Source organism: Billgrantia campisalis (genome assembly GCF_022341425.1).
In the GTDB taxonomy this organism is placed as follows: Bacteria; Pseudomonadota; Gammaproteobacteria; order Pseudomonadales; family Halomonadaceae; genus Halomonas; species Halomonas campisalis.
On the sequence record NZ_JABFUC010000001.1, the window covers coordinates 417,181 to 442,653 of the forward strand.

17 protein-coding genes, 4 tRNA genes and 1 pseudogene are annotated in these 25,473 nt (G+C 67.6%); 7 read left to right on the forward strand and 15 right to left on the reverse strand.

The window, feature by feature from the left end:
• The first annotated feature begins 49 nt into the window (after nucleotides 1–49).
• Complete coding sequence (locus HOP52_RS01845; RefSeq protein ID WP_238975360.1) at nucleotides 50–2,104, forward strand: carboxy terminal-processing peptidase; 2,055 nt, start codon at nucleotides 50–52, stop codon at nucleotides 2,102–2,104.
• 144 nt (nucleotides 2,105–2,248) lie between these two features.
• Here HOP52_RS01845 and HOP52_RS01850 read toward each other — a convergent pair.
• From HOP52_RS01850 to HOP52_RS01865, 4 genes are all read right to left on the reverse strand, one after another.
• Nucleotides 2,249–2,324: transfer RNA gene (locus HOP52_RS01850), tRNA-Asn, on the reverse strand.
• Between the two features lie 57 nt (nucleotides 2,325–2,381).
• Nucleotides 2,382–2,457: transfer RNA gene (locus tag HOP52_RS01855), tRNA-Asn, on the reverse strand.
• A 31-nt stretch (nucleotides 2,458–2,488) separates the two neighbouring features.
• Nucleotides 2,489–2,564: transfer RNA gene (locus HOP52_RS01860), tRNA-Asn, on the reverse strand.
• 157 nt (nucleotides 2,565–2,721) lie between these two features.
• Nucleotides 2,722–2,798 (reverse strand) — tRNA-Met (locus HOP52_RS01865).
• Between the two features lie 184 nt (nucleotides 2,799–2,982).
• Here HOP52_RS01865 and betI point away from each other — a divergent pair.
• From betI to HOP52_RS01885, 4 genes are all read left to right on the forward strand, one after another.
• The gene (gene betI / locus HOP52_RS01870) at nucleotides 2,983–3,588 is read left to right on the forward strand and encodes a transcriptional regulator BetI (protein ID WP_238975362.1); all 606 of its coding nucleotides are present in this window, start codon (nucleotides 2,983–2,985) and stop codon (nucleotides 3,586–3,588) included.
• A gap of 12 nt (nucleotides 3,589–3,600) precedes the next feature.
• Nucleotides 3,601–5,070 carry a betaine-aldehyde dehydrogenase gene (betB, locus tag HOP52_RS01875; protein ID WP_238975364.1) on the forward strand — a complete coding sequence of 490 codons (1,470 nt, stop codon included), beginning with the start codon at nucleotides 3,601–3,603 and terminating at the stop codon, nucleotides 5,068–5,070.
• A 175-nt stretch (nucleotides 5,071–5,245) separates the two neighbouring features.
• On the forward strand, nucleotides 5,246–6,937 hold the full coding sequence (gene betA, locus HOP52_RS01880; protein ID WP_238975366.1) for a choline dehydrogenase: 1,692 nt from the start codon (nucleotides 5,246–5,248) through the stop codon (nucleotides 6,935–6,937).
• 166 nt (nucleotides 6,938–7,103) lie between these two features.
• Nucleotides 7,104–9,551 (forward strand): acyl-CoA dehydrogenase, encoded by a 2,448-nt coding sequence (locus tag HOP52_RS01885; protein ID WP_238975368.1) that lies wholly within the window; start codon nucleotides 7,104–7,106, stop codon nucleotides 9,549–9,551.
• Nucleotides 9,552–9,689: 138 nt separating this feature from the next.
• Here the strand turns inward: HOP52_RS01885 and HOP52_RS01890 are convergent, their stop codons facing one another.
• The 4 genes from HOP52_RS01890 to HOP52_RS01905 form a co-directional block, all read right to left on the reverse strand.
• Nucleotides 9,690–11,639, reverse strand: coding sequence for an SLC13 family permease (locus HOP52_RS01890; RefSeq protein ID WP_238975370.1), 1,950 nt, complete (start codon nucleotides 11,637–11,639; stop codon nucleotides 9,690–9,692).
• Nucleotides 11,640–11,868: 229 nt separating this feature from the next.
• Nucleotides 11,869–12,687 carry an enoyl-CoA hydratase-related protein gene (locus HOP52_RS01895; protein ID WP_238975373.1) on the reverse strand — a complete coding sequence of 273 codons (819 nt, stop codon included), beginning with the start codon at nucleotides 12,685–12,687 and terminating at the stop codon, nucleotides 11,869–11,871.
• On the reverse strand, nucleotides 12,684–14,873 hold the full coding sequence (locus HOP52_RS01900; RefSeq protein ID WP_238975375.1) for an acetate--CoA ligase family protein: 2,190 nt from the start codon (nucleotides 14,871–14,873) through the stop codon (nucleotides 12,684–12,686). Before HOP52_RS01900 ends, HOP52_RS01895 begins: the two co-directional genes overlap by 4 nt.
• Before the next feature lie 87 nt (nucleotides 14,874–14,960).
• Entirely contained in the window at nucleotides 14,961–15,755 is a 795-nt protein-coding gene (locus tag HOP52_RS01905; RefSeq protein ID WP_238975377.1) for an enoyl-CoA hydratase/isomerase family protein, read from the reverse strand.
• A gap of 306 nt (nucleotides 15,756–16,061) precedes the next feature.
• Between HOP52_RS01905 and HOP52_RS01910 the strand changes: the two genes are divergently transcribed.
• On the forward strand, nucleotides 16,062–16,988 hold the full coding sequence (locus HOP52_RS01910) for a MurR/RpiR family transcriptional regulator (protein WP_238975379.1): 927 nt from the start codon (nucleotides 16,062–16,064) through the stop codon (nucleotides 16,986–16,988).
• Between the two features lie 237 nt (nucleotides 16,989–17,225).
• Here the strand turns inward: HOP52_RS01910 and HOP52_RS01915 are convergent, their stop codons facing one another.
• Together HOP52_RS01915 and HOP52_RS01920 are read right to left on the reverse strand one after the other, a co-directional pair.
• Nucleotides 17,226–18,203 (reverse strand): NADPH:quinone reductase, encoded by a 978-nt coding sequence (locus HOP52_RS01915; protein ID WP_238975381.1) that lies wholly within the window; start codon nucleotides 18,201–18,203, stop codon nucleotides 17,226–17,228.
• 90 nt (nucleotides 18,204–18,293) lie between these two features.
• Nucleotides 18,294–18,854, reverse strand: coding sequence for a hypothetical protein (locus tag HOP52_RS01920; RefSeq protein ID WP_238975383.1), 561 nt, complete (start codon nucleotides 18,852–18,854; stop codon nucleotides 18,294–18,296).
• Between the two features lie 181 nt (nucleotides 18,855–19,035).
• On the opposite strand from HOP52_RS01920, the gene HOP52_RS01925 reads away from it, so the two are divergent.
• Nucleotides 19,036–19,791, forward strand: coding sequence for a glycerophosphoryl diester phosphodiesterase (locus HOP52_RS01925; protein ID WP_238975385.1), 756 nt, complete (start codon nucleotides 19,036–19,038; stop codon nucleotides 19,789–19,791).
• A gap of 112 nt (nucleotides 19,792–19,903) precedes the next feature.
• Here the strand turns inward: HOP52_RS01925 and HOP52_RS01930 are convergent, their stop codons facing one another.
• The 5 genes and pseudogenes from HOP52_RS01930 to HOP52_RS01950 all read right to left on the reverse strand — a co-directional run.
• Nucleotides 19,904–21,349 carry a xanthine/uracil/vitamin C permease gene (locus tag HOP52_RS01930; RefSeq protein WP_238975387.1) on the reverse strand — a complete coding sequence of 482 codons (1,446 nt, stop codon included), beginning with the start codon at nucleotides 21,347–21,349 and terminating at the stop codon, nucleotides 19,904–19,906.
• Nucleotides 21,350–21,812: 463 nt separating this feature from the next.
• The gene (locus HOP52_RS01935) at nucleotides 21,813–23,261 is read right to left on the reverse strand and encodes a cobyric acid synthase (RefSeq protein WP_238975389.1); all 1,449 of its coding nucleotides are present in this window, start codon (nucleotides 23,259–23,261) and stop codon (nucleotides 21,813–21,815) included.
• Between the two features lie 4 nt (nucleotides 23,262–23,265).
• Nucleotides 23,266–23,877 carry a cob(I)yrinic acid a,c-diamide adenosyltransferase gene (gene cobO / locus HOP52_RS01940; protein WP_238975391.1) on the reverse strand — a complete coding sequence of 204 codons (612 nt, stop codon included), beginning with the start codon at nucleotides 23,875–23,877 and terminating at the stop codon, nucleotides 23,266–23,268.
• 30 nt (nucleotides 23,878–23,907) lie between these two features.
• Entirely contained in the window at nucleotides 23,908–25,230 is a 1,323-nt protein-coding gene (locus HOP52_RS01945) for a cobyrinic acid a,c-diamide synthase CobB (RefSeq protein ID WP_238975393.1), read from the reverse strand.
• A gap of 1 nt (nucleotide 25,231) precedes the next feature.
• Nucleotides 25,232–25,473 (reverse strand): annotated as a pseudogene (locus tag HOP52_RS01950) (ABC transporter ATP-binding protein); the annotation flags it as partial.

The window sequence follows — 25,473 nt, forward strand, 5'->3', positions numbered from 1 at the left end:
GCGCGTGTCTAGGGAAGGAAGTGTACACGAAACCGGGAGTGCTTCATTGATGAGCCTGTTAGCCGTATTTCGGCGCTCAGTCCTGCTGCTGGTACTGCTGATGCTGACCAGCACCCTGGCCCTGGCGCAGATTCAACCCAGCGAAGCCCAGCGCCAAGTCGCGGCGGAAGTCGCCGAGTCCCTGCGCTATGGCCACTACGCCGACGTCAGCCTGGATGACACGTGGTCGAAGATCGTCTTCGAGCGCTACCTGGACGTACTCGACGGCCAGCGTGCCTTCCTGCTCGACCGCGACGTGGAGGCCTATCGCCACCTGGAGACTCGCCTCGACGACATCCTCCTCGATGGCGACCTGGAGCCGGTCTACGAGCTTTACCGGCGCTATCACGAGCGCGCCGAAGCCCGCTACACCTGGCTGCTGGAGCGGCTCGATGCGGGTCTGGACTTCGACTACGACAACCAGAAGCGTCTCGAACTCGACCGCAAGGACAGCCCCTGGGCCAGCAGCGAGAGGGATCTGGACGAGCTGTGGCACAAGCGGCTGAAGAACGCCGCCCTGACCCTGGACATCAGCGGCCAGGACAGCGAGCAGATCGAAGCCAACCTGCGCCAGCGCTACGAGGGCCAGCTCACCCGCCTGCGGCAAACCAACGGCGAGGACGTGTTCGGCCTGTTCATGGCGGCGGTCACCGGCAGCATCGACCCCCATACCGAGTACCTCTCCCCGCGTCAGGGCGAATCCTTCGACATTCAGATGCGCCTGTCGCTGGAGGGTATCGGCGCCATGCTGCGCACGGATGGCGAATACGTGAAGGTCGTCAGCCTGGTGCCCGGCGGCCCGGCGGATCGCGCCGGCGTTCTGGAGCCCGCCGATCGCATCGTCGGCGTCGGCCAGGAAGAGGGCGACATGGTCAACGTGGTGGGCATGCGTCTGGACGAGGTGGTCGAGCTGATCCGCGGCCCCAAGGGCTCCACGGTTCGTCTCGACGTGGTGCCGGCCGAAGCCGTCGACATGACCCGCTCCCGGGAGGTCGAGATCACCCGCGACACCGTTGACCTGGAAGAGCAGGCCGCGCGTAGCGAGGTCATCGAGATCGAACGCAGCGAGGGGACCAAGCGCATCGGGATGATCACCATCCCCACCTTCTATGTGGACTTCGATGCCTGGCAGGCCGGCGAGGAGGAGTTTCGCAGCACCACCCGCGACGTCGCCCGGCAGGTGGAGCAGCTCAAGGAAGAGGGCGTCGACGGCATCATGCTCGACCTGCGCAATAACGGCGGCGGCGCCCTGCAGGAGGCCAACTCGCTGATCGGCCTGTTCATCGATCGCGGCCCCACCGTCCAGGTGCGGGATGCCCGCGGCCGCATCAGCCTGTACGGCGATACCGAGACCGGCACACTCTACGACGGCCCCCTGGCGGTGCTGGTCAACCGGCTGTCGGCCTCCGCCTCGGAGATCTTCGCCGGCGCCATCCAGGACTACGGCCGCGGTCTGGTGCTGGGCAACGCCACCTTCGGCAAGGGCACCGTGCAGACCCTGAGCGATCTTAGCCACGGCCAGATCAAACTGACCCGCGCCAAGTTCTATCGCATCTCCGGCGACAGCACCCAGCATCGCGGGGTCGAGCCGGACATCCTCTTCCCCAACCTGGTGGATCCCGAGCGGATCGGCGAGAGTAGCCTGGACAACGCCCTGGAGTGGGACACCGTCCAGGAGGTCCAGTACCGCCACTACGGCGAGCCGTGGGAATACATGGAGACCCTGCGCTCGCGCCACCGCGAGCGGGCCGACACCCGCCCCAACTTTGTCTACCTGGAGCGCCGCGCCGACCTGGCCCGCCAACTGCGCGAGGAACATACCAGCGTCAGCCTCGACCGCGAGCAGCGCCAGCGGGAGGCCAAGCAGCAGGAAGCCGAACAGCTGGCCCTGGAGAACCAGCGGCGCGAGGCACTTGGCCTCGAGCTGCTGGACGAGTGGGTCGATGCCCGCAGTGAGGATGCCGAGGAGGACGAGCCCATCGAACGGGTACAGGTCATCGAGGCCGCCGAGATCCTCGCCGACTACGCCGAGCTCAGCCAGCAGCGCCTCGCCTCCCGCCGCTGACCTCTCTTGCCACCGCCGGCCCTCGCCACCGCAGGGCCGGCGCCAGCGTGCGGCAAACACGCAGCAGCCAACGCCGATCCAGACAGTCGGATCGCGCTCGGAGGGTAACAGAAGGGGAAAAGCACACTACAAACTACAAGGAGATGGCTCCCGGAGCAGGACTCGAACCTGCGACCCAGTGATTAACAGTCACTTGCTCTACCAACTGAGCTATCCGGGAACTACGCTGCGCTAGAAACTAGACGCTGATAAGCGGATGCCTGGCGGGGCATGCCGATGGCTCCTCGAGCAGGACTCGAACCTGCGACCCAGTGATTAACAGTCACTTGCTCTACCAACTGAGCTATCGAGGAATGGCATCGCGTATCCACATGCCGTGTCGTTTGGCTCCCCGAGCAGGACTCGAACCTGCGACCCAATGATTAACAGTCATTTGCTCTACCAACTGAGCTATCGGGGAACGACCGCGAACACGGGGCGTAGTATACGTAACGCGCCGCCAAGGTCAAGTGCCAACGCCCATTGAGCGTGCGGGGGCACTCCGGGCCCTTCCCACCGCACCGCCACAACGCAAGGCGCCCACCCGGTGAGACCGAGTGGGCGCCTTGCTGCTGTTCTGGTGGCTACGCCCTGATTCGAACAGGGGACCCCATCATTATGAGTGATGTGCTCTAACCAGCTGAGCTACGTAGCCTTTATCGAGGCGGGGCATGAACGTCCTTGCCGTCGACCGGGCAGGATTATGCCCGAGGGGCGCGCCACTGGCAAGCGAATGACGGCGATGTCTTTTTATTGATTGAACGTTCAATAAAAAAATGGCACTCTTGTCCCAATCCGGTATCGCCGGCAACGGCCAAGCATGCAAAGGAGTCTTCCCGGTGCCCAAGGTTGGAATGGAACCGATTCGCCGCCAGCAGCTGATTCAGGCCACCATGGCCGCCATCGACGAGGTCGGCCTGGCCGATGCCACGGTGGCACGAATCGCGCGACACGCCGGCGTCTCGGCCGGCATCATCAGCCACTACTTCGGCGGCAAGGACGGCCTGCTGGAGGCCACCATGCGCCAGATCCTCACCGATCTCGGCGACGCCGTGGCCGCGCGGCGTCGCGCCCTGGCCAACGGATCGCCACGCGCCCACCTCGGCGCCATCATCGACGGCAACTTCGACCACAGCCAGGTCACCGGGCCGGTCGCCAAGACCTGGCTGGCCTTCTGGGCCAGCAGCATGCACACGCCGCGATTGGCCCGCCTGCAGCGCGTCAATGACAGGCGCCTCTACGCCAACCTCAGCCACCAGTTCCGCCGCCTGATGCCCAGGGAAGAGGCTCGTCACGCCGCCCGCGGCCTGGCAGCGATGATCGACGGCCTCTGGCTGCGCGGCGCGCTGACGCCCGAGGGGCTGGCGGCCGACCGCGCACGGCGCCTGGCCCACGACTACCTCGACCAGCTGCTGGCCGCCTACGAACCACTTTCCGAATCCTGACAGGAGATCCCCATGGCAACGCTCGACCCACAGTTCCTCTATATCGACGGCCGCCGGGTGGAGGCAAGCTCCGGCGAGACATTCGATGTCGTGAACCCCTTCGACGGCAGCCTCCTGGCCGAGGTACAGCAGGCATCGGCCATCGACATGGAACGTGCCGTGGCGGCTGCCCGGGCCGGCCAGAAGGTCTGGGCGGCCATGACCGGCATGCAGCGTGGGCGTATCCTGCTGCGCGCCGCGGCGCTGCTGAGAGAGCGCAACGATGAGCTGGCCGAGCTGGAGAGCCGCAACACCGGCAAGCCGATCAGCGAAACCGCCGCGGTGGACATCGTCACCGGTGCCGACGTCATCGAGTACTACGCCGGCCTGGCGCCCGCCCTCGAGGGCGCCCAGATCCCGCTGCGAGACGCCTCCTTCGTCTACACCCGCCGCGAGCCTCTGGGCGTGATCGGCGCCATCGGCGCCTGGAACTATCCGATCCAGATCGCCTGCTGGAAGGCCGCCCCGGCGCTGGCCGCCGGTAATGCCGTGGTCTTCAAGCCCAGCGAGGTGACCCCGCTGACCGCCATGAAGCTGGCCGAGATCTTCACCGAAGCCGGCCTGCCCGACGGGGTCTTCAACGTCGTCCACGGCGACGGCCGCGTGGGCGCGATGCTCACCGAACACCCGGCGATCGACAAGATCTCGTTCACCGGCGAGGTGGGCACCGGCAAGAAGGTGATGGCCGCCGCCGGCGGTTCCACCCTCAAGGACGTCACCATGGAGCTGGGCGGCAAGTCGCCGCTGATCGTGTTTGCCGATGCCGACCTGGATCGCGCCGCCGATGCAGCCATGATGGCCAATTTCTACTCCAGCGGACAGATCTGCACCAACGGCACCCGGGTCTTCGTGGAGCGTTCGGTGAAGGACGCCTTCGAGAGCCGGATCGCCGAGCGGGTGGCCCGCATCCGCGCCGGCGATCCGCTCGACCCCAGCGTCAACTTCGGTCCCCTGGTGAGCTTCGCCCACCAGGCCAAGGTGCTCGACTATATCGCCCTGGGCAAGCAGGAAGGGGCCCGGGTGCTGGCCGGCGGCGAGGCCTGGGACAGCGACGGCTTCGCCAAGGGCGCCTGGGCGGCCCCCACGGTGTTCACCGACTGCGGCGACAAGATGCGCATCGTACGCGAGGAGATCTTCGGCCCGGTGATGGCGATTCTCGCCTTCGACGACGAGGAGGAGGTCATCGCACGCGCCAACGACACCCACTACGGCCTGGCCGCCGGCGTCTTCACCGAGAGTCTGAATCGCGCCCATCGGGTGATCCACCGGATGGAAGCCGGCATTTGCTGGATCAACACCTGGGGCGAGTCCCCCGCCGAGATGCCGGTGGGCGGCTACAAGCAGTCCGGCGTGGGCCGCGAGAACGGCCTGGAGACGCTGGCCCACTACACCCAGACCAAGTCGGTGCAGGTAGAGATGGGGCCCTTCGAGTCGGTGTTCTAAGCCTTCCGTCACCTCCATCGCCGCCTACCCCACCTGCAAGGGGCGCCGGGGGCAGGTCGTAGCGAGGGTCCTATGCCAGGGATGGCATCGGTAGCACCCAGGGATGGGTTCACAGCGCCCTCGCGAAGGCCTGCCGCCGGAACAGCCCCGTACTGATGTTGCCTCGAGAGACACCATGTCCCAGATCCGTGAATTCGACTACGTCATCATCGGCGCCGGCTCCGCCGGCAACGTGCTCGCCGCCCGGCTCACCGAGGACCCGGAGGTCCAGGTGCTGCTGCTCGAGGCCGGCGGCCCCGACCACCGCTTCGACTTCCGCATCCAGATGCCGGCGGCGCTGGCCTACCCGCTGCAGGGCAAGCGCTACAACTGGGCCTTCGAGACCGACCCGGAGCCGCATATGGACGGCCGGCGGATGGAGTGCGGCCGCGGCAAGGGGCTGGGCGGCTCCTCGCTGATCAACGGCATGTGCTATATCCGTGGCAACCCCCTGGACTACGACCACTGGGCCAAGCAACCGGGCCTCGGGGACTGGAGCTACGCCGACTGTCTGCCCTACTTCAAGAAGGCCGAGAGCCGCGATATCGGCGCCAACGCCTACCACGGCGGCGACGGCCCGGTCAGCGTGACGACCCCGAAGCCTGGGAACAACCCGCTCTATCGCGTCTTCATCGAGGCGGGCAAGCAGGCGGGCTACCCGGAAACCGAGGACGTCAACGGCTACCAGCAGGAGGGCTTCGGCCCCATGGACCGCTTCGTCACGCCCAAGGGCCGCCGCGCCTCCACCGCTCGGGGCTACCTGGACACCGCCAAGCAGCGCCCCAACCTCACCATCGAGACCCGGGCCACCACCGACGTCATCGAATTCAAGGGCAGGCGTGCGGTGGGCGTACGCTATCTGCGCCGCGGTCAGGCCCAGCGGGTGCGCGCCCGCCGCGAGGTGCTGCTGTGCGCCGGCGCCATCGCCTCGCCGCAGATCCTGCAGCGCTCCGGCGTGGGCCCGCGTGAGGTGCTCGAGGAGTTCGGCATCGAGGCCGTACACGTCAACGACAACGTCGGCGCCCACCTCCAGGACCACCTGGAGATGTATATCCAGTACGAGTGCAGCCGTCCGATTTCGCTCTACCCGGCGCTGAAGTGGTACAATCAGCCGAAGATCGGCGCCGAGTGGCTCTTTCTCGGCACCGGCATCGGCGCCAGCAACCAGTTCGAGGCGGCGGGCTTCATCCGTACCAGCGACCAGGAGCCCTGGCCCAACCTGCAGTACCACTTTCTGCCCATCGCCATCAGCTACAACGGCAAGAGCGCGGTGCAGGCCCACGGCTTCCAGGCTCACGTGGGTTCCATGCGCTCCGAGAGCCGCGGGCGCATTCGCCTCACCTCCCGGGACCCGGAGGCGGCGCCGAGCATCCTGTTCAACTACATGTCCACCGACAAGGACTGGCAGGAGTTTCGCGACGCCATCCGGCTGACCCGGGAGATCATCGCCCAGCCCGCCTTCGACGCCTACCGCGGCCGGGAGATATCCCCGGGGCCGGATGTACGCTCCGACGCCGAGCTGGACGCCTTCGTCAAAGCACATGCCGAGACCGCCTACCACCCCTGTGGCAGCTGCCGCATGGGCGAGGGGGACGACGCAGTGGTGGATGGCGCCGGCCGGGTCCATGGCCTGGAGGGGCTGCGGGTGGTGGACGCCTCGCTGTTCCCGCTGATTCCCACCGGCAACCTCAACGCGCCGACCATCATGCTGGCCGAGAAAATCGCCGACCGGATCCGCGGCCGCGAGCCGCTGCCAAGGAGCGACGCCCCCTATTACGTGGCCGCCGACACCCCGGCCAGAGGTGAGCCCCTGCGCCGGCTCGACTAAAGCGGGCAGGCCTGCTCCCCCCCCCATCCCCCCAACGCCCCGCCCAGTGCGGGGCGTCGTCGTTGCTGCCGGCTCCATAAAAGGGGTGGTCAGCCACTGCCAGATGGGCTAGCCTGAGAGTTTCAAACAACCGTTCTAAACGCAATCCCTCAAACGGAGACGAGGCATGCTCACCCTGATTCTGCTCCTGCTGACCGCGACTGGCCTGCTGGCGCTGCTCCGCCGTGAAGCCGGCGCCCTCCCCGCCCTGGCGCTACTGGCCGCGCTGGGCCTGGCTGGCCTGCTGCTGGGCTCACCGATCCTCGGCGTGCTGCTGCTGCTCGGCGCCGGTGTCATCGCCGCCGCCGGCCTGCCGGCACTGCGCGGCAAGTGGCTCACCCCGCGTCTGTTCGCCCTGTTCAAGAAAGTCTCGCCCAAGGTGTCGGATACCGAGCGCACCGCGCTGGAAGCCGGCAGCGTGGCCTGGGACGGCGAGCTGTTCACCGGCAAGCCCAACTGGCAGGCGCTGCTCGACTACCGGGACGACGGTCTCAGCGAGGAGGAGCGTGCCTTCATCGACAACCAGTGCAGCGTCGCCACCGGGATGTGCAACGCCTGGGACATCGCCAAGGAGCACGCCGACCTGCCCCAGGCGCTCTGGGACCACCTCAAGCGGGAACGCTACTTCGGCATGATCATCCCGAAGGCGTACGGCGGCCTGGGCTTCTCCGCCAAGGCGCAGTCGCTGGTGCTGCAGAAGCTCTCGATCAGCGAGACCCTGATGGTCACCGTGGGCGTGCCCAACTCATTGGGCCCGGGCGAGCTGCTGCTCAAGTACGGCACCGACGAGCAGAAGGACCACTATCTGCCGCGCCTGGCCGACGGCCGCGAGATCCCCTGCTTCGGCCTCACCGGCCCCCGCGCCGGTTCTGACGCCACCGCCATCCCCGACACCGGCGTGGTGTGCAAGCAGGTCATCGACGGCAAGGAAGTGCTCGGCCTGCGCCTCAACTTCGAGAAGCGCTGGATCACCCTGGCCCCCATCGCCACCGTGGTGGGCCTCGCCTTCCGTCTCTTCGACCCGGAGAAACTGCTGGGCGAGGAGGAGGACCGCGGCATCACCCTGGCGCTGGTGCCCCGCGACACCGCCGGCATGGAGATCGGCCGCCGCCACCACCCCATCGGCAGCCCCTTCCTCAACGGCCCGATCAAGGGCAAGGACGTCTTCGTTCCCCTGGACACCATCATCGGCGGCACCGAGATGATCGGCCAGGGCTGGCGGATGCTGGTGGAATGCCTCTCCATCGGCCGCTGTATCACCCTGCCCTCTGGCGCCACCGGCACCGCCCGCTATGCCATCGGCTGGAGCGGCGGTTTCGCCCGGATCCGCCGCCAGTTCAACCTGCCGGTGGCCGAGATGGAAGGCGTACAGGAGCCGCTGGCGCGCATGACGGCGCTGGGCTACATCGCCCAGGCGGCGGTCTACCAGACCGCCAACACCATCGACCGCGGCGAGAAGCCGTCGGTGCCCTCGGCGATCCTCAAGAGCCAGCTCACCGAGTTCCAGCGCCAGATCCTCAGCGACGCCATGGATATCCACGGCGGCAAGGCGGTAACCCTCGGGCCGCGCAACTACCTGGGCATCGGCTACAGCGCCAACCCGGTGGCGATCACCGTGGAAGGCGCCAACATCATGACCCGCAACCTGATGATCTTCGGCCAGGGTGCGATCCGCTGCCATCCCTACGTGCTCGAGGAGCTGGCCGCCAAGGACGCCGATGACCTCCAGGCGTTCGACAAGGCGGTGTTCGGCCACGCCGGCCTGGTCTTCGGCAACGCCGCCCGCGCCTTCACCCAGGGGCTGGGCATCGGCAAACCCGCCGTGCCCTTCGACGGCGAGGCGAAGCGCTACGCCCAGGAGATCGCGCGCCTCTCCGCCGGCTTCGGCCTGTGCGCCGACGCCGCCATGGCGAGCCTCGGCTCCACCCTCAAGCAGCGCGAGATGCTCTCGGCGCGCCTCGGCGACGTGCTCTCCAATCTCTACCTCGCCTCCATGGTGATCAAGGCCTGGCACGAGGGCGATAAAGTCAAGGACGAGGCGGCGCTCTTCCACTACGCCTGCCAGCTGCTGCTGGGCCGCGCCGAGCAAGCCCTGGACGAGCTGTTCGACAACCTGCCCAATCGGGCGCTGGCCCGGGCGCTGCGCCTGGCGGTCATGCCACGGGGCAAGCGCTTCAAGCGCCCCCATGACGACCTGGCCCGCACCATCGCCCAGGCGGTCTCCCACGACACCGCCCTGCGCAAGAAACTGCTGCGCAATACCTGGGACACCAACGACGGCGTCGAGGACAACCCGCTGGCCCACTACAATGCCCTGCTGGCCACCCAGGAACGCGCCGAGCACCTCTACCGGACGGTCAACAAGGCCTATGCCAAGGGCGAGATTCCGGCCCAGGCCCTGCACCCGGAGCAGCGGGTGGAAGCCGCGCTGGAGAAAGGGGTGATCTCGGAAGACGACGCCACCTTCATGCGCAAGCGCGAGGCAGAGGTACTGGAGCTGCTGACGGTGGACGACTTCGAGTACGACGCCTTCGTCATCGACAAGGCCAAGGTGCTACGCCACAACGCCGCCTGATGCGCACCTCCCTCGAGCCAGCCCCCATGCCCCGGCCATGTGCCGGGGCATGCAGCTCCCACCTAGACACCTGGGGCCATTCCAGAACAGCAACTATCCGCACCATTCCTTCCTGACCACGCCCCTCGAACCTCGCCCCTAAAGCGGCCAGAACAGCAGGATCATGGGAATGGCCACCACCAGCACCACCAGAGAGAGCGGCAGACCCATTCGCCAGTAGTCGCTGAAGCGGTAGCCGCCGGGGCCCATCACCAGGGTATTGGACTGGTGGCCGATGGGGGTGAGAAAGGCGCAGGAGGCGCTCACCGCCACCGCCATCAGGAAGGGGTCCACCGAGGCGTCGAAACCACGCGCCAGGCTCGCCGCGATGGGCGCCATTAGCAGCGCCGCCGCGGCGTTATTGACGATATTGGAAAGCACCATCGACAGTACGAAGAGGCCGACCAGCGTCACGACCACCGGCCATTCGGTGCCCCAGGCGAGTAGGGCCTCGGCGATCAGCGCCGCCCCACCGCTGGTCTCCAGCGCCTGGCCCACCGGGATCATGGCGCCGAGCAGCACGATTACCGGGCCGTCGATGGCCTGATAGCCGTCGCGCAGCGGCAGCACCCCCGCCAGCAGGGAGATCAGCGCCGCCGTGGATAGCGCCACCGCCGCCGGCAGCAGTCCCAGCAGGATCGCCAGGATCGCCACCGCAAAGATGCCCAGCGACACCAGCAGCAGGCGCGGCTGGCCAAGCGTCAGGTTGCGGCTGGCCAGGGGCAGGCAGCCAAGCGTCGCCAGGCTTTCGGACAGCTCGCTCTCGCCGCCCTGCAGCAGCAGCACATCCCCGGGACGGAAACGGATCTCGCGCAGGCGCTGCTTGAGGCGGCCGCCGTCCCGGGCCACCGCCACCAGGTGCAGGCCGAACTGGTTGTGCAGGCGCAGCTGGGTCACGGTGCGGTTGACCATCATGGAGTCGTTGCGCACCACCGCCTCCACTAGCTGTAGCCCCTCGGTGTCGACGCCGTTCTTGCTCTCCTTCTTCTCCTTCTTCTCCTTCTTCTCCTTCTTCTCCTTCTTCTCCTTCTTCTCTTTCCTATCCTTGCCCTTCTCTTGCTCCTCGTCCTGCCGCTCGCGGTGTTGCTTGTCGCCGCTCTGCTCTGCCTCCCCGCCCGCATCGGCTTTCGCTTCCTCGGCGGCCTCCTTCTCTTCGTCGTCCACGTCCTTGCCCAGACGCAGGCCCACCTTGTCCTCGAGCAGCTTCATCTCCTCGGGGCCGGCCTCCATCAGCAGGATATCGCCCTCTCGGAGGGTGCCGAAGAAGGCGTGACCGGCGCGGCGCTTCTCGTCGCGCACCACCGCCAGCACCGGGACGGTCTCCTCCAGTTCCTGCTGCAGCTCGCGCAGGCTCAGGCCGTTGGCCTTCGACTCCTCGCCGACGCGCAGCTCCACCAGGTAGTTGGCGGTATCGAACATCGCCTCGGTGGAGGCCTTGCCCGCCCGCTTGGGGGTCAGACGCCAACCCAGCAGCAGGATGAAGACCAACCCCACGAGGGCAACCGCAACGCCAACCGGGGTGAAAGAGAACATCCCGAAGTTGTCGCCGGTCACCGAGCCCCGGTAGCTGGCAATGATGATGTTGGGCGGGGTGCCGATCAGCGTGGTGAGCCCGCCGAGCAGCGAGCCGAAGGCCAGCGGCATCAGCAGCAGCGACGGCGAGGTATCGTGCTCACGAGCCAGGCGCATGGCCACCGGCAGCAGCAGCGCGAGCGCGCCGACGTTGTTCATGAAGCCGGAAAGCACCACCACGGTGCCGGTCAGCGCGGCCAGCTGCAGGAAGAGCCGTTCACCCACCCTGAGCACCTGTGCGGCGATCACGTCCACCACCCCGGAGCGTTCGAAGCCTCGGCTGAGCACCAGCACTGCGGCCACGGTGATCACCGCCGGATGGCCGAAGCCGAAAAAGGCCTCCTCCCCCGGCACCAGGCCCAGCACCACCGACCCCAGCAGCGCGGCGAGCGCTACCAGGTCGTAGCGAAAGCGCCCCCAGACGAAGGCGGCGAGCGTTGCGCCCAGCACGATAAAGACCAGGGTGCTGTCGGCCATCGGTTCACCTCCGTGTGAGAACATGGCCCCAGCATCGCCAGGCAGGGGCCCTGGCGACAAGTATTTTCTCCACCGCTCGAGGCTAATCCGGGGACAAGCCTTCAGGGAGGCGCTGTAAACCCTTCCCTGGGCGCTACCGACGCCTTCCATGGCGTAGGACCTCCCCTACGGCTTATCCCCGGCGCCCCTCGCTCAGAGCATCAGCACTAATGAGGAGACCCGACCTGATCTACTTCGCCATCTTCTCCAGCATGGCATTGACGGCATCCAGGTGCTCGGGTTCGTTATGGCACATGCCCTGGAAGACCGCGCAGAGGTCGAGGAAGTCCTTGAGCTCGGTGCGCTGCGCCATCTTCATCAGCCGCTTGGTGAGACGCGTGGCCTTGGGCGGCTGGGCGGCGATGTGCCCGGCCAGTTCGCCGACGCGCGCCATCAGCGCCTTGGGTTCGGTCACCTCGAGCACGATGCCGTAGGCCTTCGCCTCCTCGGCGTCGATCACCCGGCCGGTGAGGGTCAGCTCGAAGGCGCGCTGGTAGCCGATCAGGCGCTGCATGAACCAGGCGCCGCCGTCGCCGGGAATGATCCCCAGGTTGAGGAAGGTCTCGCCGAACTTGGCCTTCGAGGAGGCGATGCGGATATCGGCCATGTTGGCCAGGTCGAAGCCGGCGCCGATGGCAGGCCCGTTGACCGCGGCGATGATCGGCACCTCCACCGCCGCCAGTGCCAGCGGGATGCGCTGGATGCCGCGCCGATAGCGCGCCGAGACCTCGGCCACGTCGCCGGCGAAGTCGCCGCCGCGGTTGGCCATGTCCTTGACGTTGCCGCCGGCGGAGAAGGCGCTGCCTTCGCCGGTGATCACCAGCACCGAGACGTCCTCGCAGGCGTTGACCCACTCGGCGACAGTGACGATATCGTCCACCAGGGCAGTGCCGGTCAAGGCGTTGCGCACGTCGTGTCGATCCAGGGTCAGGGTCGCCACCCGCCCTTCCAGGGTCAGGCGGGCGTCGTTCAGCGGGGGCAGAGTCGGTTGTGTCGAGGTCTGGTTCATGCGTTGGCTTCCTGCTTTCTTTCCACGATAACCCGGGCATCCACCACGGCATAGCCGTCGGCGTTGACGATCACCGGATTGAGGTCGAGCTCGGCGAGCGCCGGGTAGGCCTCGACGATGCGCGACACCTTGAGCAACAGGTCGACCAGCGCCGCCTTGTCCACCGCCTGCTCGCCGCGCACGCCACCGAGGATCCGCTTGGCCTTGATCTGCTCGACCATCTCCTCGGCGTCACGCCTGGACAGCGGAATGGCGCGGAAGGCCACGTCCTCGAGGATCTCCACGAAGATGCCCCCCAGGCCGAACATCAGCACCGGGCCGAAGATCGGGTCGCGGATCACCCCGAGGATCACCTCCACCCCCTTCTTCGCCATGGGCGCGACCAGCACGCCCTCGATCTCGGCGCTGGCATCGTAGGCGAGGCACGACGCAAGGATCGCCTCGCGGGCCTCGCGCATGGCCGCCTCGCCGGTGACATTCAGCTTCACGCCGCCGGCATCGGATTTGTGGAGGATATCCTTGGAGACCACCTTCATGGCCAGCGGCGTATCGCCGCTCTCTCCTGAAAACCGCGCCGCCGCGGACGCGAGCTCCGCCTCATCGCGGACCACCAGTTCGAGCGGCACCTCGATGCCGTGGTCGCGCAGCAGCTGCTTGGCCTCGTACTCGAAGAGGTCGCGGCCCTCGCCCTGGGCACGCTGGAAGATGGCGGAGAGCTCAGGCAGCGGCTCGACGCTGCGCTCGCGGCTCTGGCGCTCGCTCTGCGCCAGGTACTGGCCGCGCTCACCCAGCGCCGAGAGCACGCGCACCGCATGCTCGATGGAGGCGTAGATGGGCAGGCCGGCCTCGTGGAGGCGGCGCAGCGCCGGCGGCTTGATCGGCGTATAGAGACTGTAGACCACCAGCGGCTTGGTGGTCGCGCGCGAGAGATCCACCATCGCCTCGGCGCCGCGCATCTCGTCGCCCAGCAGCGACTCGGCGAAGCGGATGCTGTAGCCGCCGAACATGCCCACCAGGAAGACGCTGTCGACGTTGTCGTCGGCGGCGACGATCTCCATGCAGGTGGCCAGCAGCGACGGATTGGCGTCGGTGGAGCCGGCCACGTCCACCGGGTTGACGGTGGAGGCCTGCGGAAAGAGCACGTCACGCAGCTTCTGGCGGGTCGTCTCGGCGAGCTCGGCCAGTTCCAGGCCCGCCTCGGCCAGGCGGTCGGAAGCGATGGTGGCCTGGCCGCCGCCGTCGGAGATCACCGCCACGCGCTTGCCGCGGGCCTTCTGCAGCAGACCAAGGCCCTCGGCCACCGGCAGGATCTCGTCGGAGTGCTGCACCACGCTGACCCCCGCCTGCTTGAGCAGGTCCACGGTCATGGCGTAGCTGCCGGCGAGCGCCCCGGTGTGGGAGCTGGCCGCCTTCTGGCCGGCTTCGGTGGAGCCCGACTTGTAGACCACCACCGGCTTCATGGCGGTCACCTCGCGGGCCACCTCCAGGAAGCGTCGCCCGTCACGAAAGCCCTCCACGTAGAGGGTGGCGACCCGGGTATTCTCGTCCTCGCCCAGGTAGCGCAGGTAGTCGTTGAAGCCGATATCGCTCTGGTTGCCCGGCCCCACGTAGGTGCTGAACCCCACATGGCCGTTGTGCTGGGCCTCCAGCGCCAGCGACAGCAGCATGTTGCCGGACTGGGAGATGATCCCCACGCCGCCGGGCTTGACGTTGTCCAGCGCCAGCAGGTTGATCTGATGGTGCAGGTTGAAGATGCCCGAGGTATTGGGGCCGATGATGCGCACGCCGTGGGCGCGGGCCTTGTCCATCATCTCGCGCTCGAGCTCGGCGCCCTCCCCGCCGATCTCGGCAAAGCCGCTGGCGAGTATCACCGCCCCCTTGATGCCGCGTCGCCCGCACTCGGCGATCAGCCCCGGCACCGAGGCCGCCGGGGTGCAGATCAGCGCCAACTCCGGATTGCCGGGGATGGCGGTGACCGAGGGCCACGCCTTGACCCCCAGGATCATGTCCGCCTTGGGGTTGACCGGGTAGATGTCGCCCCGGTAGCCATCCTTGATCAGCCCGACCATGGCCTTGTAGCCCCGCTTGGTGGGGTCACTCGAGGCGCCGATCACGGCGATGCCGCCGGGCGCCAGGATGTCGTGCAGCGGGCTACGGGTCGGGAGGTGTCCTTCGATGGGATTCATGTGCTTGCTGACCTTGACCTCTGGGGTCGCTTGAAGGGGGTCAAAGACCCGGCCACTGGCCGGGCGGGTATCGTGTAGCGGCCAGGATCACTCGCCGCGAAAACGGGGGGGGCGCTTCTCGGCAAAGGCATCCACGCCTTCCTGCCAGTCGGCGGTGGTCGAGCAGGTGAACACCGCGTCCAGCTCCTGCTGCAACTGGCTCTCGAGCCCGGTATCGCTGCCCTGATTGACCAGCCGCTTGAGCATGGCGATGGAGATCGGCGCCTGCTTGCCCAACTCCTCGGCCAGCCGGTGGGCTTCTGGCATCAGCGATTCCACCGGCCAGCTCGAGGTGGCAAGACCGATGCGCGCCGCTTCCCCACCGTCGATGCGCCGCCCGGTGAAGAGCAGCTCACGGGCCTTGTTGAGCCCCACCAGCTGCGGCAGCAGCTTGGAGACACCGCCCCCGACGCAGGTGCCGATACTGGTCTCGGGGAAGCCGATCTGGGCCTCGTCGGCCATCACGATGAAGTCGCAGGCGACCGCCATCTCGGCGCCGGCGCCCAGGGCATAGCCGTTGACCGCGGCGATGACCGGCTTATCCAGCCGCAGGATCGCCTCGCAGACATCGTTGCCCAGCTGCAGGTACTGACGGCGCTGGAACAGGCTGCGCTTGGCACCGCCGTGCTCCTTCATGTCCGCGCCGACGCAGAAGGCGCGCCCCTCACCGGTGAGGATCACCGCGCGTACATCGACGTCTGCCTCGGCATCGGCCAGCGCCGCCAGCAGCTCGGTATACAGGGTTTCCACCACCGCATTGAGACGCTGCGGGCGGTTGAAGCGAATCTCCATCACCGGGCCGTGGCGGGCGATGATCAGGGTCTCGGGACTGGCTTGGCTCATGGACGGATCAGACACTCTTTCAGACACTTGCGAAGTCGAAGGGTAACGGTCAGGCGCAGGCTCTATAACGCCCGGGGAGACGTTCCCCGCCAGGAAACAAACGTGCCATTATCCTCAACACAGTGACACGCCTGTTCTGACGAACATCCTAGCCAAGCCCGGTGACGCCGTCAACACGAGCGTGTCATATCCCATTGCATTAGGAAACGATTGTGTCATTTATCCGACCGTCGCTTGCGTTACAATGTCGCCGCGTTACACCCCAAGCCATCGACGTGGTGATGCCACCGCCTGCAGGAGAGCGCCGTGCTGGATGACCAACCGCGCAGTGACGACACGCCAAGCGGCGAGACGCCCCCGCCCACGGGGCTGGATGCCGTCAATCAGCAGCTGGCCGAGGCCTATCCCGAGCTCAGCCCGCAGCTCAAGCTCGCCGCCGGCTACGTACTGGAGCATCCCGTCGAGATCGCCTTTCAGTCGATTCGCAAGTCGGCGGCCGCCGCCCAGGTCACCGCCTCCACCCTGGTGCGCCTGGCCAAGCGGCTGGGCTTCGAGAGCTTCGATCAGTTTCGCGAGGTGTTCCAGTCGGCGGTGCAGGCCGGGCCGGTGGAGCTCTCCGGCCGCGCCAACCAGCTACGCAGCCTGGCCAGCCAGACCGACGACCAGGTGTTTCTCGACGTGGGGGATGCCGCCTTCGACAACATCGGCAGGCTGTTCACCGCCGACAATCAGACCCGGGTCCGCGATGCCGCCAAGCTGCTGCTCGGCGCCGACAAGATCGCCGTGGTGGGATTTCGCGACACCTTCGCCTGTGCCTACCACTTCGCCTACGTGGGGCGCATCGCGATGCCCAATATCCAGCTGATCCGCGGCCAGGAGGGGGGACTCTTGACCGAGCTCTCCACCTTCGGGGAAGGCGACGTGGTGGTGGCCTTCGGCTTCGAACCCTACTGTGCCGAAACCATGCGCGCGCTGGAGATCGCCCGGGCCAGCGGCATCAGCCCCATCGTGGTGACCGACACCCTGCGCTCGCCGCTGGTGCCGGGCTCGACCATCACCTTCACCGTGGCCAACGCCACGCCGCACTTCTTCCCCTCGATTCTCTCGGCGATCACCCTGATCGAGGTGCTGCTGGCGGAGTGCGTGGCCTTTGGCCCCGACGCGCTGGTGGACAACGTGGCGAGCTTCGAGTCGCGGATGCGCCAGATGGGCGCGTACGTGGAAAATTCCTGAGGGGCGAGGGGCGAGGGGCGAGGGGCAAGCTGAGAGCCCCCCTCGCGGCTTGCCATCGGCTGACTGATAGCGAAGGGCGCCGGGGGTAGGCCAAAGAGGAGGTCATCCTTCAGGGATGAAGGATGTAGCGCCCAGGGAGGGGTTTACAGCGCCTCCTCGCCGGCCTGCCGCCGGATCAGCCCTGAGCGATGCCGCATGAAAGCTGCGCTCCTCGCCCCTCGTCCCTGCCCGAAGTGCCTAGGGCAGCAGGACGGTGGAGCCGGTGGTCTGGCGGCCCTGGAGGGCGTCCTGGGCCTTGCCGGCATCGCTCAGGGGATAGCGGTTGGCGACATCAATCTTGACCTTGCCGCTCTCGAGCATGGCGAAGAGCTCATTGGCCATCCACTGTAGCCGCTCGGGGGTGTCGGCATAGCCGTTGAGGCTCGGGCGGGTGACGAACAGCGAGCCCTTCTGGTTGAGGATGCCGATGTTGACGCCCTCCACCGGCCCGGAGGCGTTGCCGAAGCTGACCATCAGCGAGCGCGGCTTGAGGCAGTCCAGCGAGGTCTCCCAGGTATCCTTGCCCACCGAGTCGTAGACCACGTCGCACATTTCGCCGTTGGTCAGCTCGCGCACCCGCTCGACCACGTCCTCCTTGGTGTAGTCGATGGTCGCCCAGGCGCCGTTCTTCTCGGCCAGCGCGGCCTTCTCGGGCGAGCTGACGGTGCCGATCAGCTTCACGCCCAGCGCCCTGGCCCACTGGCAGGCGATGGAACCGACCCCGCCCGCCGCAGCGTGCCAGAGAATGGTCTCGCCGCCCTTGAGCTCATGGGTCTGGCGCATCAGGTACTGCACGGTGAGGCCCTTGAGCATGCAGCCGGCCGCGGTCTCGAAGTCGATCGCCTCGGGAAGGACCACGACCTTGTCGGCGGGCAGGGTGTGAAGCTCGGCATAGGCGCCCAGGGGGCCCTGGGCGTAGGCGACACGATCGCCGACCTTGAGCCGGGTCACCCCTTCACCCACGGCATCGACCACGCCGGCCCCCTCGGTGCCAAGCCCGGAGGGCAGCGATGGCGCCGGGTAGAGGCCGGTGCGGAAGTAGATATCGATGAAATTGAGCCCCACCGCCCGGTTCTTGACGCGAACCTCACCGGGGCCGGGTGACGTCGGCGTCACCTCGACGAGTTCGAGAACCTCCGAGCCACCGGTGCGGGCAAACTGGATGCGCTTGGCCATGTCGTCGAATCCTTGTGATTGGGGGGATCGCGCTATCCAACCGCCCTTTGCCCCCTGCGGTCAAGGCCGTGGCGCCAGCCCCCCGGCGGCTCAGCCGGGAAAGGCCGCCAGCGCCGTCACGAAGCGCTGTTTCTCGTCTTCGAAGAAGCGCGCATCGTGCTTGAAGCGGCGCAGGATGGCCGCCTCGTCGAAGCGCATCGGTTCGGCCAGCTCACCCACCGCCTGCGCCGGATGCCCCTTGGCCACACCGAGGCGGCGCCCGCCGGGGGCGGCGAACCAGCGATTGATGCCGCAGCGACGGTAGAAGTCCTCCGCCTGCTGATCGACGGCCTCGACCCGCAGCGGCGCCTTGAGCGCCAGCTCACGCACCAGCCGCCGCAGGCTCTCCCGATCACCGCCGGGCGAGGCGCTCAGCCACAGGCTCATCCCCTGGCCGGACTCGTCGAGCACCAGCAGGGCCAGGGCACCGGGGCGCCCCTGGTCATCCACCAGCGCCCAAAGCCTGGCCGCTTCCTGGGCGAAGAGCACCTGCCGAGTCCCGCTGAAGGTGACCAGCGGCGAGAGCCCGGCCTCCCTACCATAGATATCGGCACACAGCCGTGCCAGCCAGGCATCGCGCTGCGCGCCGTGTTCCGGGGTCGTCACCCGCATAGCTTGCCTCGTCGCATCATCGAAAACGCGCAAGATTAGCATAACCCCCGGCCCGTTCGCCCGTGCCTCGGGCTGCCGGACTCGCTATGCTGTCATTTCGGCCCGCCGCCCTGGCACGAGACGCCCGCCGTCAGCGGCGTTTCTACGCGACCTTCGTTACCACCCGCGACGCGAGTTCCGTATGCCCAGCCCCCATCCCGCCATCGTCCTGCCCCGCCTGATCGCCCATCGCGGCCTGTCCGCCCATGCCCCGGAGAATACCCTTGCCGCGGTGCGCGCCGCCCATCGGGCCGGCTGCGACTGGGTGGAGCTCGACGTGCAGCTGCTCGGTGACGGCACCCCGGTGATCTGGCACGACGCCACGCTCAAGCGCTGCTCGGACAGCCGCGGCAAGCTGGTCGACCTCGACCTCCCCCGGGCCCGCCGGCTGGATGTCGGCGCCTGGTTCGGCGATGCCTTTCGCGGCGAGCGCATGGCCACCCTGCAAGAGATGTTGGCGCTGATCGAGGCGCTCGACATGGGGCTGAATCTCGAGCTCAAGGTCAACCGGGGACGCAGCGCGGCGGCCCTGGTGGAGTGCGTCGTGCCGACACTGCTCGAGACGCTGCCGGCCCAGCGCCTGATTCTCTCCTCGTTCGATGGCAACGCCCTCGCCCTCGCCCGCGACCTTGCCCCTGCCGAGCGCCTGGCCCTGGGCGTGCTCTTCGAAGGGATCCCGCGCAGCTGGCGGCAGCGCTGCGAGGCGCTGAACGCCTTCAGCGTGCACTGCGACTGGACCCGGCTCAAGAAGGCCCAAGCGCAGGCGATTGCCGACGAGTATCGTCTGCTCTGCTATACCGCCAACGACCCGACCGCCTTCGCACCGCGCTGGGGCTGGGGGGTCGACAGCGTGATCAGCGACGACCCCGAGCGCTTCGCCAACCACCTGCCTAACTGATCGCCGGGTCCGGCTGATCACCGGGTGCGTCTGATCACCAGAAAGAGGCCGCCCATGGCAAAGCGGGCCGCCCCGAAGGAGCGGCCCGCCAGAGTGCCCAACAGGGCGGCGATCAGCTACGCGGCGCGGGCTGCGGTTCGAGCCCCTCCTCCGCCGCCAGGTCGCCCTCCTCCGGGCTCTCCTCCACCATCATGTCGTCCTCGACATGAATCGGCTCCTCTTCCTCGAGTTCACGGGCGCCGCGGGCGCGATGCTCGATCAGGAAGTAGAGGATCAGGCCGATGCCCAGGCCCCAGGCGGCACCGTGGGTGGCCAACACCACGCCCATAATCCCGGCGACACCCATGGCGGTGGCGTTCTTGATCTGCTCCACCGCCACCGCGATGCACAGATAGCCGGTGATCAGCAGGGTGATGGAGAGCGCGATCGGCAGCACCGGGCGGAAGAAGGTCACCAGTGGCAGCAGGAACAGCGCCAGGAAGCCCACGATCCAGAACACCCCGGTCCCCGAATAGATGGTGTCCATGGCCTTGCGCCCATAGCGATAGCGTTCGGTCACGGTCGCCATGCCGCCGGTGAACAGCGGCCCGGCCAGGCCCGGGTAGGGGGCCAGCAGCGAGTGCATCAGGTTACGCAGGCCGGTGATCAGGTGCACGCGGTCAACATCCACCTCGATCTTCTCGTCGGGACGCAGGTGGTCGACGCGCTTGATCAGCGTCTGGCCGACGACAATATCGCCGAAGGCGATGATATAGGCGATGATCGCCGTGGGAATCGCCGCCACCATCAGGTGGATGCCGGGTGCGCCGATAGTGAACGGCAGATAGGCCCAGATCCCGGCGAAGTCCGGCATGGCAATGCCCCACTCCACCTCGGGCATCGGGTACTCGCCGACGCCCCAGCCGATGGCCATGGTGATCAGCATGCCCGGTACCATGCCAAAGGCAACGATATTGCGCGCCCAGCGATACTTCTCGGCCAGGTCGCGAAACGACAGCGAAAACAGCACATAGAGGGTGATCAGGCCGCCGATGCCCAGCGAGATCGGGGTATTGTAGAGCCGGCCGCCCTCGACGATCTCGCCGCTGATGGCGGCGATGCCGGCGCCCAGCAGGATGCCCGCCTTGATCGACGCCGGCACGTTGTTGACCAGCTTGGTACCCAGCCGGGTCACCGCCATGAACAGGAAGATCGCCGTGACCATCAGCTGCAGCGCGACCATGGCACGAATCGCCTCCGGGCCGGGCTCGTACTCGCCGATGAACAGCAGCACCACCGGAATCGCCGGGGTGATCCAGCCGGCAATGAAGGGAATCCCCAGCAGCGGCGGCAAAATAAAGCCGATGCCGCAGACCACCACGAAGGCCAGGCCCACCTCATAGGGCACGCCCAGGTACTGCTCGAGCAGCGGAATCATGCCCAGGGAGATGACGAACATCACCATGGCTTGGATGGTTTCGGGAATGGCCCAGGGGAAGTGGATGAAGGGCAGGCGGACCTTGAAGGGTCCCAGCGGCCAGTAGGGTTGTTCCTGGCCATAGTCACGTTTGAGCAGCACGTCGATACCTCAACGGTTCTGTTTATTCATGGGCGATCCTTGGTCTGTTGTTGTTGTTGGCATGGTCGTGGAGAGGTTGTACGCGGGCACCGTGACAGCGAACATTCGACCTTGGGCAAAGGCGACTTGGCACTAGCGCCCGCCAAGTTGTCGACACACGCCGACACCCATAGCGACAACCGCGGGCTTCCAGTGGAAAAAAGTGGGGAAATCGCCAACATTGTCGACAGAAAAGCGGTTAAATCGAAGACGTTTACGTCAACGTAAATCAGACGCCCTGTACGTTGCGTCCCGCCAGACGGACGGCAACCAAGATCGGAAATCAGCGTCATTCACTACGAAAGGATAAGCCGAAAGTCGCCGCAGGCTCCCTTCTCCAGCAACCAGTAGCAGGGCCATTCACAGAGAGGCCGCGTGCGGATAGAGAGCCAAGCACAGAGAGCAAGCTCACAGCGAGGGCCGCTCACCGCCCGAGCAGCGTCAGAATATGCGAGATATCCAGATGCGCCTCCAGGCTATCGGCCAGCCGGTCGAGCTGGCGCTGTCGATGCGCGCCGTAGTCCACCGCCGCCTCGCCGCTGAGCCCGCAGCGGGCCAGCAGCGCCGCGCAGGCCTCCGGCCGGTCGAACAGGCCGTGCAGATAGGTGCCCATCACCTGGCCATCCTCGCTCACCGCCCCGTCCGGGCGTCCCGCCAGCTCGCAGAACGGCCGCGCCAGGGCCGGCCCCTCGCTGACCCCGTTGTGGATCTCGTAGCCGTGCAGCGGCACCGTCTCGGGGAGCAAGCGCCCGCTCACGTTGCGCAGCTGCTTGCCGGCCACCATGCGGGTTTCCATCTCGAGCAGGCCGAGCCCCGGGCTCGAGCCGGCCGGCCCCTCCAGCCCCTCGGGGTCGTGAATCGCCGTGCCGAGCATCTGCAGGCCGCCGCAGATGCCGAGCACCCCGCCGCCATAGCGTAGATGCCGCCGGATGGCCGATTCCCAGCCCTGGGCACGCAGCCAGGCGAGGTCGGCCCGGGTGCTCTTGCTGCCCGGCAATATGACCAGATCGGCGGGCGGGATGGGGCGATCAGGGCCGACGAACAGAAGCTCGACACCCGGGTGCAGCCGCAGGGGATCGAAGTCGTTATGGTTGCTGATCCGCGGCAGCGCCGGCACCACCACCCGCAGCGCCGACTCGGCGTTCTCCACGCCGGTCAGCCCGACGCTGTCCTCGGCGTCCAGCAGCAGGCCCTGCAGGTACGGCAGGGTGCCCAGCACCGGCTTGCCGGTGTCGGCCTCCAGCCAGTCGAGTCCCGGCTCGAGCAGCGCCAGATCACCCCGGAAGCGGTTGATGATAAAGCCGCGGGTGCGTGAGCGCTCGCTCTCGCTGAGCAGCGCGAGCGTGCCCACCAGCTGGGCGAAGACCCCGCCCCGGTCGATATCGCCCACCAGCAGCACCGGGCAGTCCACCGCCTCGGCGAAGCCCATGTTGGCGATATCGTTGGCCCGCAGGTTGATCTCCGCCGGGCTGCCGGCCCCCTCGGCGATGATCACGTCGAAGCGTGCCGAGAGCGCCTCCCAGGCCGCCAGCATGCTCTGACGGGCGGTGCGCTTGTAGGCGTGATAGTCCAGGGCGTCCATATGGCCATGGACCCGCCCGCGCAGGATTACCTGGGCGCCGCGGTCGCTCTCGGGCTTGAGCAGCACCGGGTTCATATCGCTGTGGGGCTCGACGCCCGCCGCCAGCGCCTGCAGCGCCGTGGAGCGGCCGATCTCGCCGCCATCCACGGTGACGGCGCTGTTGAGCGCCATGTTCTGCGGCTTGAACGGCGCCACCGACACCCCGCGCCGCGCCAGCACCCGGCACAGCCCCGCCACCACCGTGCTCTTGCCGGCGTCCGAGGTGGTGCCCTGGATCATCAATGTCGCCATGGGGTTAGAGTTCGATGCCTTTTTGGGCTTTGACACCCTGCTCCTTGAAGGCGTGCTTCACGACCTTCATCTCGGTGACGGTGTCGGCCAGCTCAATCAGCTCGCGGGGCGCGTAGCGGCCGGTGACCACCGCGTGCTGCATGGCGGGACGCGCCTGGAGGTCATCCAGCACCCGGTCCAGGTCGAGATACTCATAGCGCAGGGCGATATTGAGCTCGTCGAGCAGCACCAGATCGAACTGCGGGTCGGTCAGCATGCCCCGGGCCACCTCCCAGGCCGCCTCGGCGGCCTGGATGTCGCGTTCGCGGTCCTGGGTATCCCAGGTGAAGCCCTCCCCCATCACGTGGTAGTCCACGCCCGGCTGCCGGCGGAAAAAGGCCTCCTCGCCGGTCTCTCGCCGGCCCTTGATGAACTGCACCACCCCGACCCGCATGCCGTGGCCCAGGGCCCGGGCCAGCATGCCGAAGCCGGAGCTGCTCTTGCCCTTGCCGGGGCCGGTGAGCACCAGCAGCACGCCCTGCTCCTTGTCGGCGCGCTCGATGCGCTCCTGCATGATCTTCTGCTTGGCGGCCATGCGCTGGGCGTGGCGCTCCGGGGTCTTGGCGTTGTCTCGCATGCCATCTCTCCGCGTGTCGTTGTCGGGTCGTCAGGGGTCCAGGGGGGAAAAGCGCTGGCCGCGGAAGATCGCTGCCGTCAGCCTGGGCGCCGAGGGGAAGTAGCCGTGGAAGTAGCTCGCCACCAGCGCCCCCTGGCGGTAGACCGGCTCGGCCTCGCTGCCGGCCAGCTTGCGAGTCCGGCACAGCGGCTCGGCGGCGGTTTCCAGCCGGGAGTGGTGGTAGGTATGGCCACGCAGCTCACCCAGGTCGGCATGCAGGCCCTGCAGCCCCAGGGCGGTGAGCTTGCCGGCCATGCGCGCGGTGCCGGGCAGCAGGCCCAGCATCTCATGGGCCTGCCCCTCGCCATCCACCAGGGTCTCCACGCAGGCCATCAGCCCCCCGCACTCGGCCAGTATCGGCCCGCCGGCGGCGTGATGGGCGCGGATCGCCGAGCGCATCGGTGCGTTGGCGGCAAGCCTCGCCGCATGCAACTCCGGGTAGCCGCCCGGCAGCCAGAGGGCATCGCAGGCGGGAAGCGCCTCATCGGCCAGCGGCGAGAAGTAGCTAAGCTCGGCGCCCATGGCCTCGAGCAGGTCGAGGTTGGCGCGATAGAGGAAGGCGAAGGCGTCGTCGCGGGCAACGGCGATGCGCCGGCCGTCTAGCAGGCGCGCCGGCGGCTCGGGTGCCTCGGCCTCCAGGGTGATCCGCGCCGGTAGCCGGTCGAGGCCCGCCGCCTCGAGCACCTCGGCGGCGGCGTCCAACTGGCGGTCGAGCCCCGCAAGCTCGGTGGCCTGCACCAGGCCCAGGTGGCGGTCGGGAATCGCCATCGCCTCGCTGCGCGGAATGGCGCCGAGCAGCGACAGTCCCGCCGGCATGCTCTCGGCCAGCAGCCGGCCGTGGCCGGGGCTACCGACCCGGTTGGCGATCACCTCGAAAATCGCCAGGTCCGGGTGATAGTTGGCCAGGCCCTGGGCCACGGCGCCGAAGGTCTGGGCCATGCCCCAGGCGTCGATCACCGGCAGCGCCGGCAGCCCGGCCAGTATCGCCAGGTCGGCGCTGGAGGGGTCGCCGTCGAAGAGCCCCATGGAGCCCTCGACGAGGATCAGGTCGGCCTCCCGGGCGGCCTCGGCCAGGCGCCAGCGGCACTCGGCCTCGCCGGTCATCCAGGGGTGGAGCTGGTACACCGGCGCGCCCGAGGCCACCTCCTGCACCATGGGGTCCAGGTAGTCCGGGCCGTGCTTGAAGACGCGGACCTTGCGCCCGGCATTGCGATGCAGCCGCGCCAGGGCGGCGGTCACCATCGACTTGCCCTGGCCGGAACCGGGGGCGCTGATCAGGGCGGCGTGGCACTCGCCGCGAATCGTGGTCGTCATATCACCTCACAGGAACGAAGACGGGGGCGCCGTCGACCTCGGCAGTGGCCAGGCGCTGGCCATAGAGGCGCTCCAGGGCCGCGGGCTCGAGCATGCTGTCCCGCGGCCCCCAGCACGCCTCACCGTCCGGGTAGAGCAGCAGCAGGCGGTCGCACCAGCGCGCCGCCAGGTTGAGATCGTGCAGGCACATCATCACCGCCTGGCCGGCGGCGGCCTGCTCGGCCAGCAGCGCCATCACCGCGG

Bases quoted from the DNA above. Each gene is read 5' to 3' on its own strand.
- HOP52_RS01845 (WP_238975360.1), top strand. From the start codon at position 50: ATGAGCCTGTTAGCCGTATTTCGGCGCTCAGTCCTGCTGCTGGTACTG.
- betB (WP_238975364.1), top strand. From the start codon at position 3,601: ATGGCAACGCTCGACCCACAGTTCCTCTATATCGACGGCCGCCGGGTG.
- betA (WP_238975366.1), top strand. From the start codon at position 5,246: ATGTCCCAGATCCGTGAATTCGACTACGTCATCATCGGCGCCGGCTCC.
- HOP52_RS01885 (WP_238975368.1), top strand. From the start codon at position 7,104: ATGCTCACCCTGATTCTGCTCCTGCTGACCGCGACTGGCCTGCTGGCG.
- HOP52_RS01890 (WP_238975370.1), bottom strand. From the start codon at position 11,639: ATGGCCGACAGCACCCTGGTCTTTATCGTGCTGGGCGCAACGCTCGCC.
- HOP52_RS01895 (WP_238975373.1), bottom strand. From the start codon at position 12,687: ATGAACCAGACCTCGACACAACCGACTCTGCCCCCGCTGAACGACGCC.
- HOP52_RS01900 (WP_238975375.1), bottom strand. From the start codon at position 14,873: ATGAATCCCATCGAAGGACACCTCCCGACCCGTAGCCCGCTGCACGAC.
- HOP52_RS01905 (WP_238975377.1), bottom strand. From the start codon at position 15,755: ATGAGCCAAGCCAGTCCCGAGACCCTGATCATCGCCCGCCACGGCCCG.
- HOP52_RS01915 (WP_238975381.1), bottom strand. From the start codon at position 18,203: ATGGCCAAGCGCATCCAGTTTGCCCGCACCGGTGGCTCGGAGGTTCTC.
- HOP52_RS01920 (WP_238975383.1), bottom strand. From the start codon at position 18,854: ATGCGGGTGACGACCCCGGAACACGGCGCGCAGCGCGATGCCTGGCTG.
- HOP52_RS01925 (WP_238975385.1), top strand. From the start codon at position 19,036: ATGCCCAGCCCCCATCCCGCCATCGTCCTGCCCCGCCTGATCGCCCAT.
- HOP52_RS01935 (WP_238975389.1), bottom strand. From the start codon at position 23,261: ATGGCGACATTGATGATCCAGGGCACCACCTCGGACGCCGGCAAGAGC.
- cobO (WP_238975391.1), bottom strand. From the start codon at position 23,877: ATGCGAGACAACGCCAAGACCCCGGAGCGCCACGCCCAGCGCATGGCC.
- HOP52_RS01945 (WP_238975393.1), bottom strand. From the start codon at position 25,230: ATGACGACCACGATTCGCGGCGAGTGCCACGCCGCCCTGATCAGCGCC.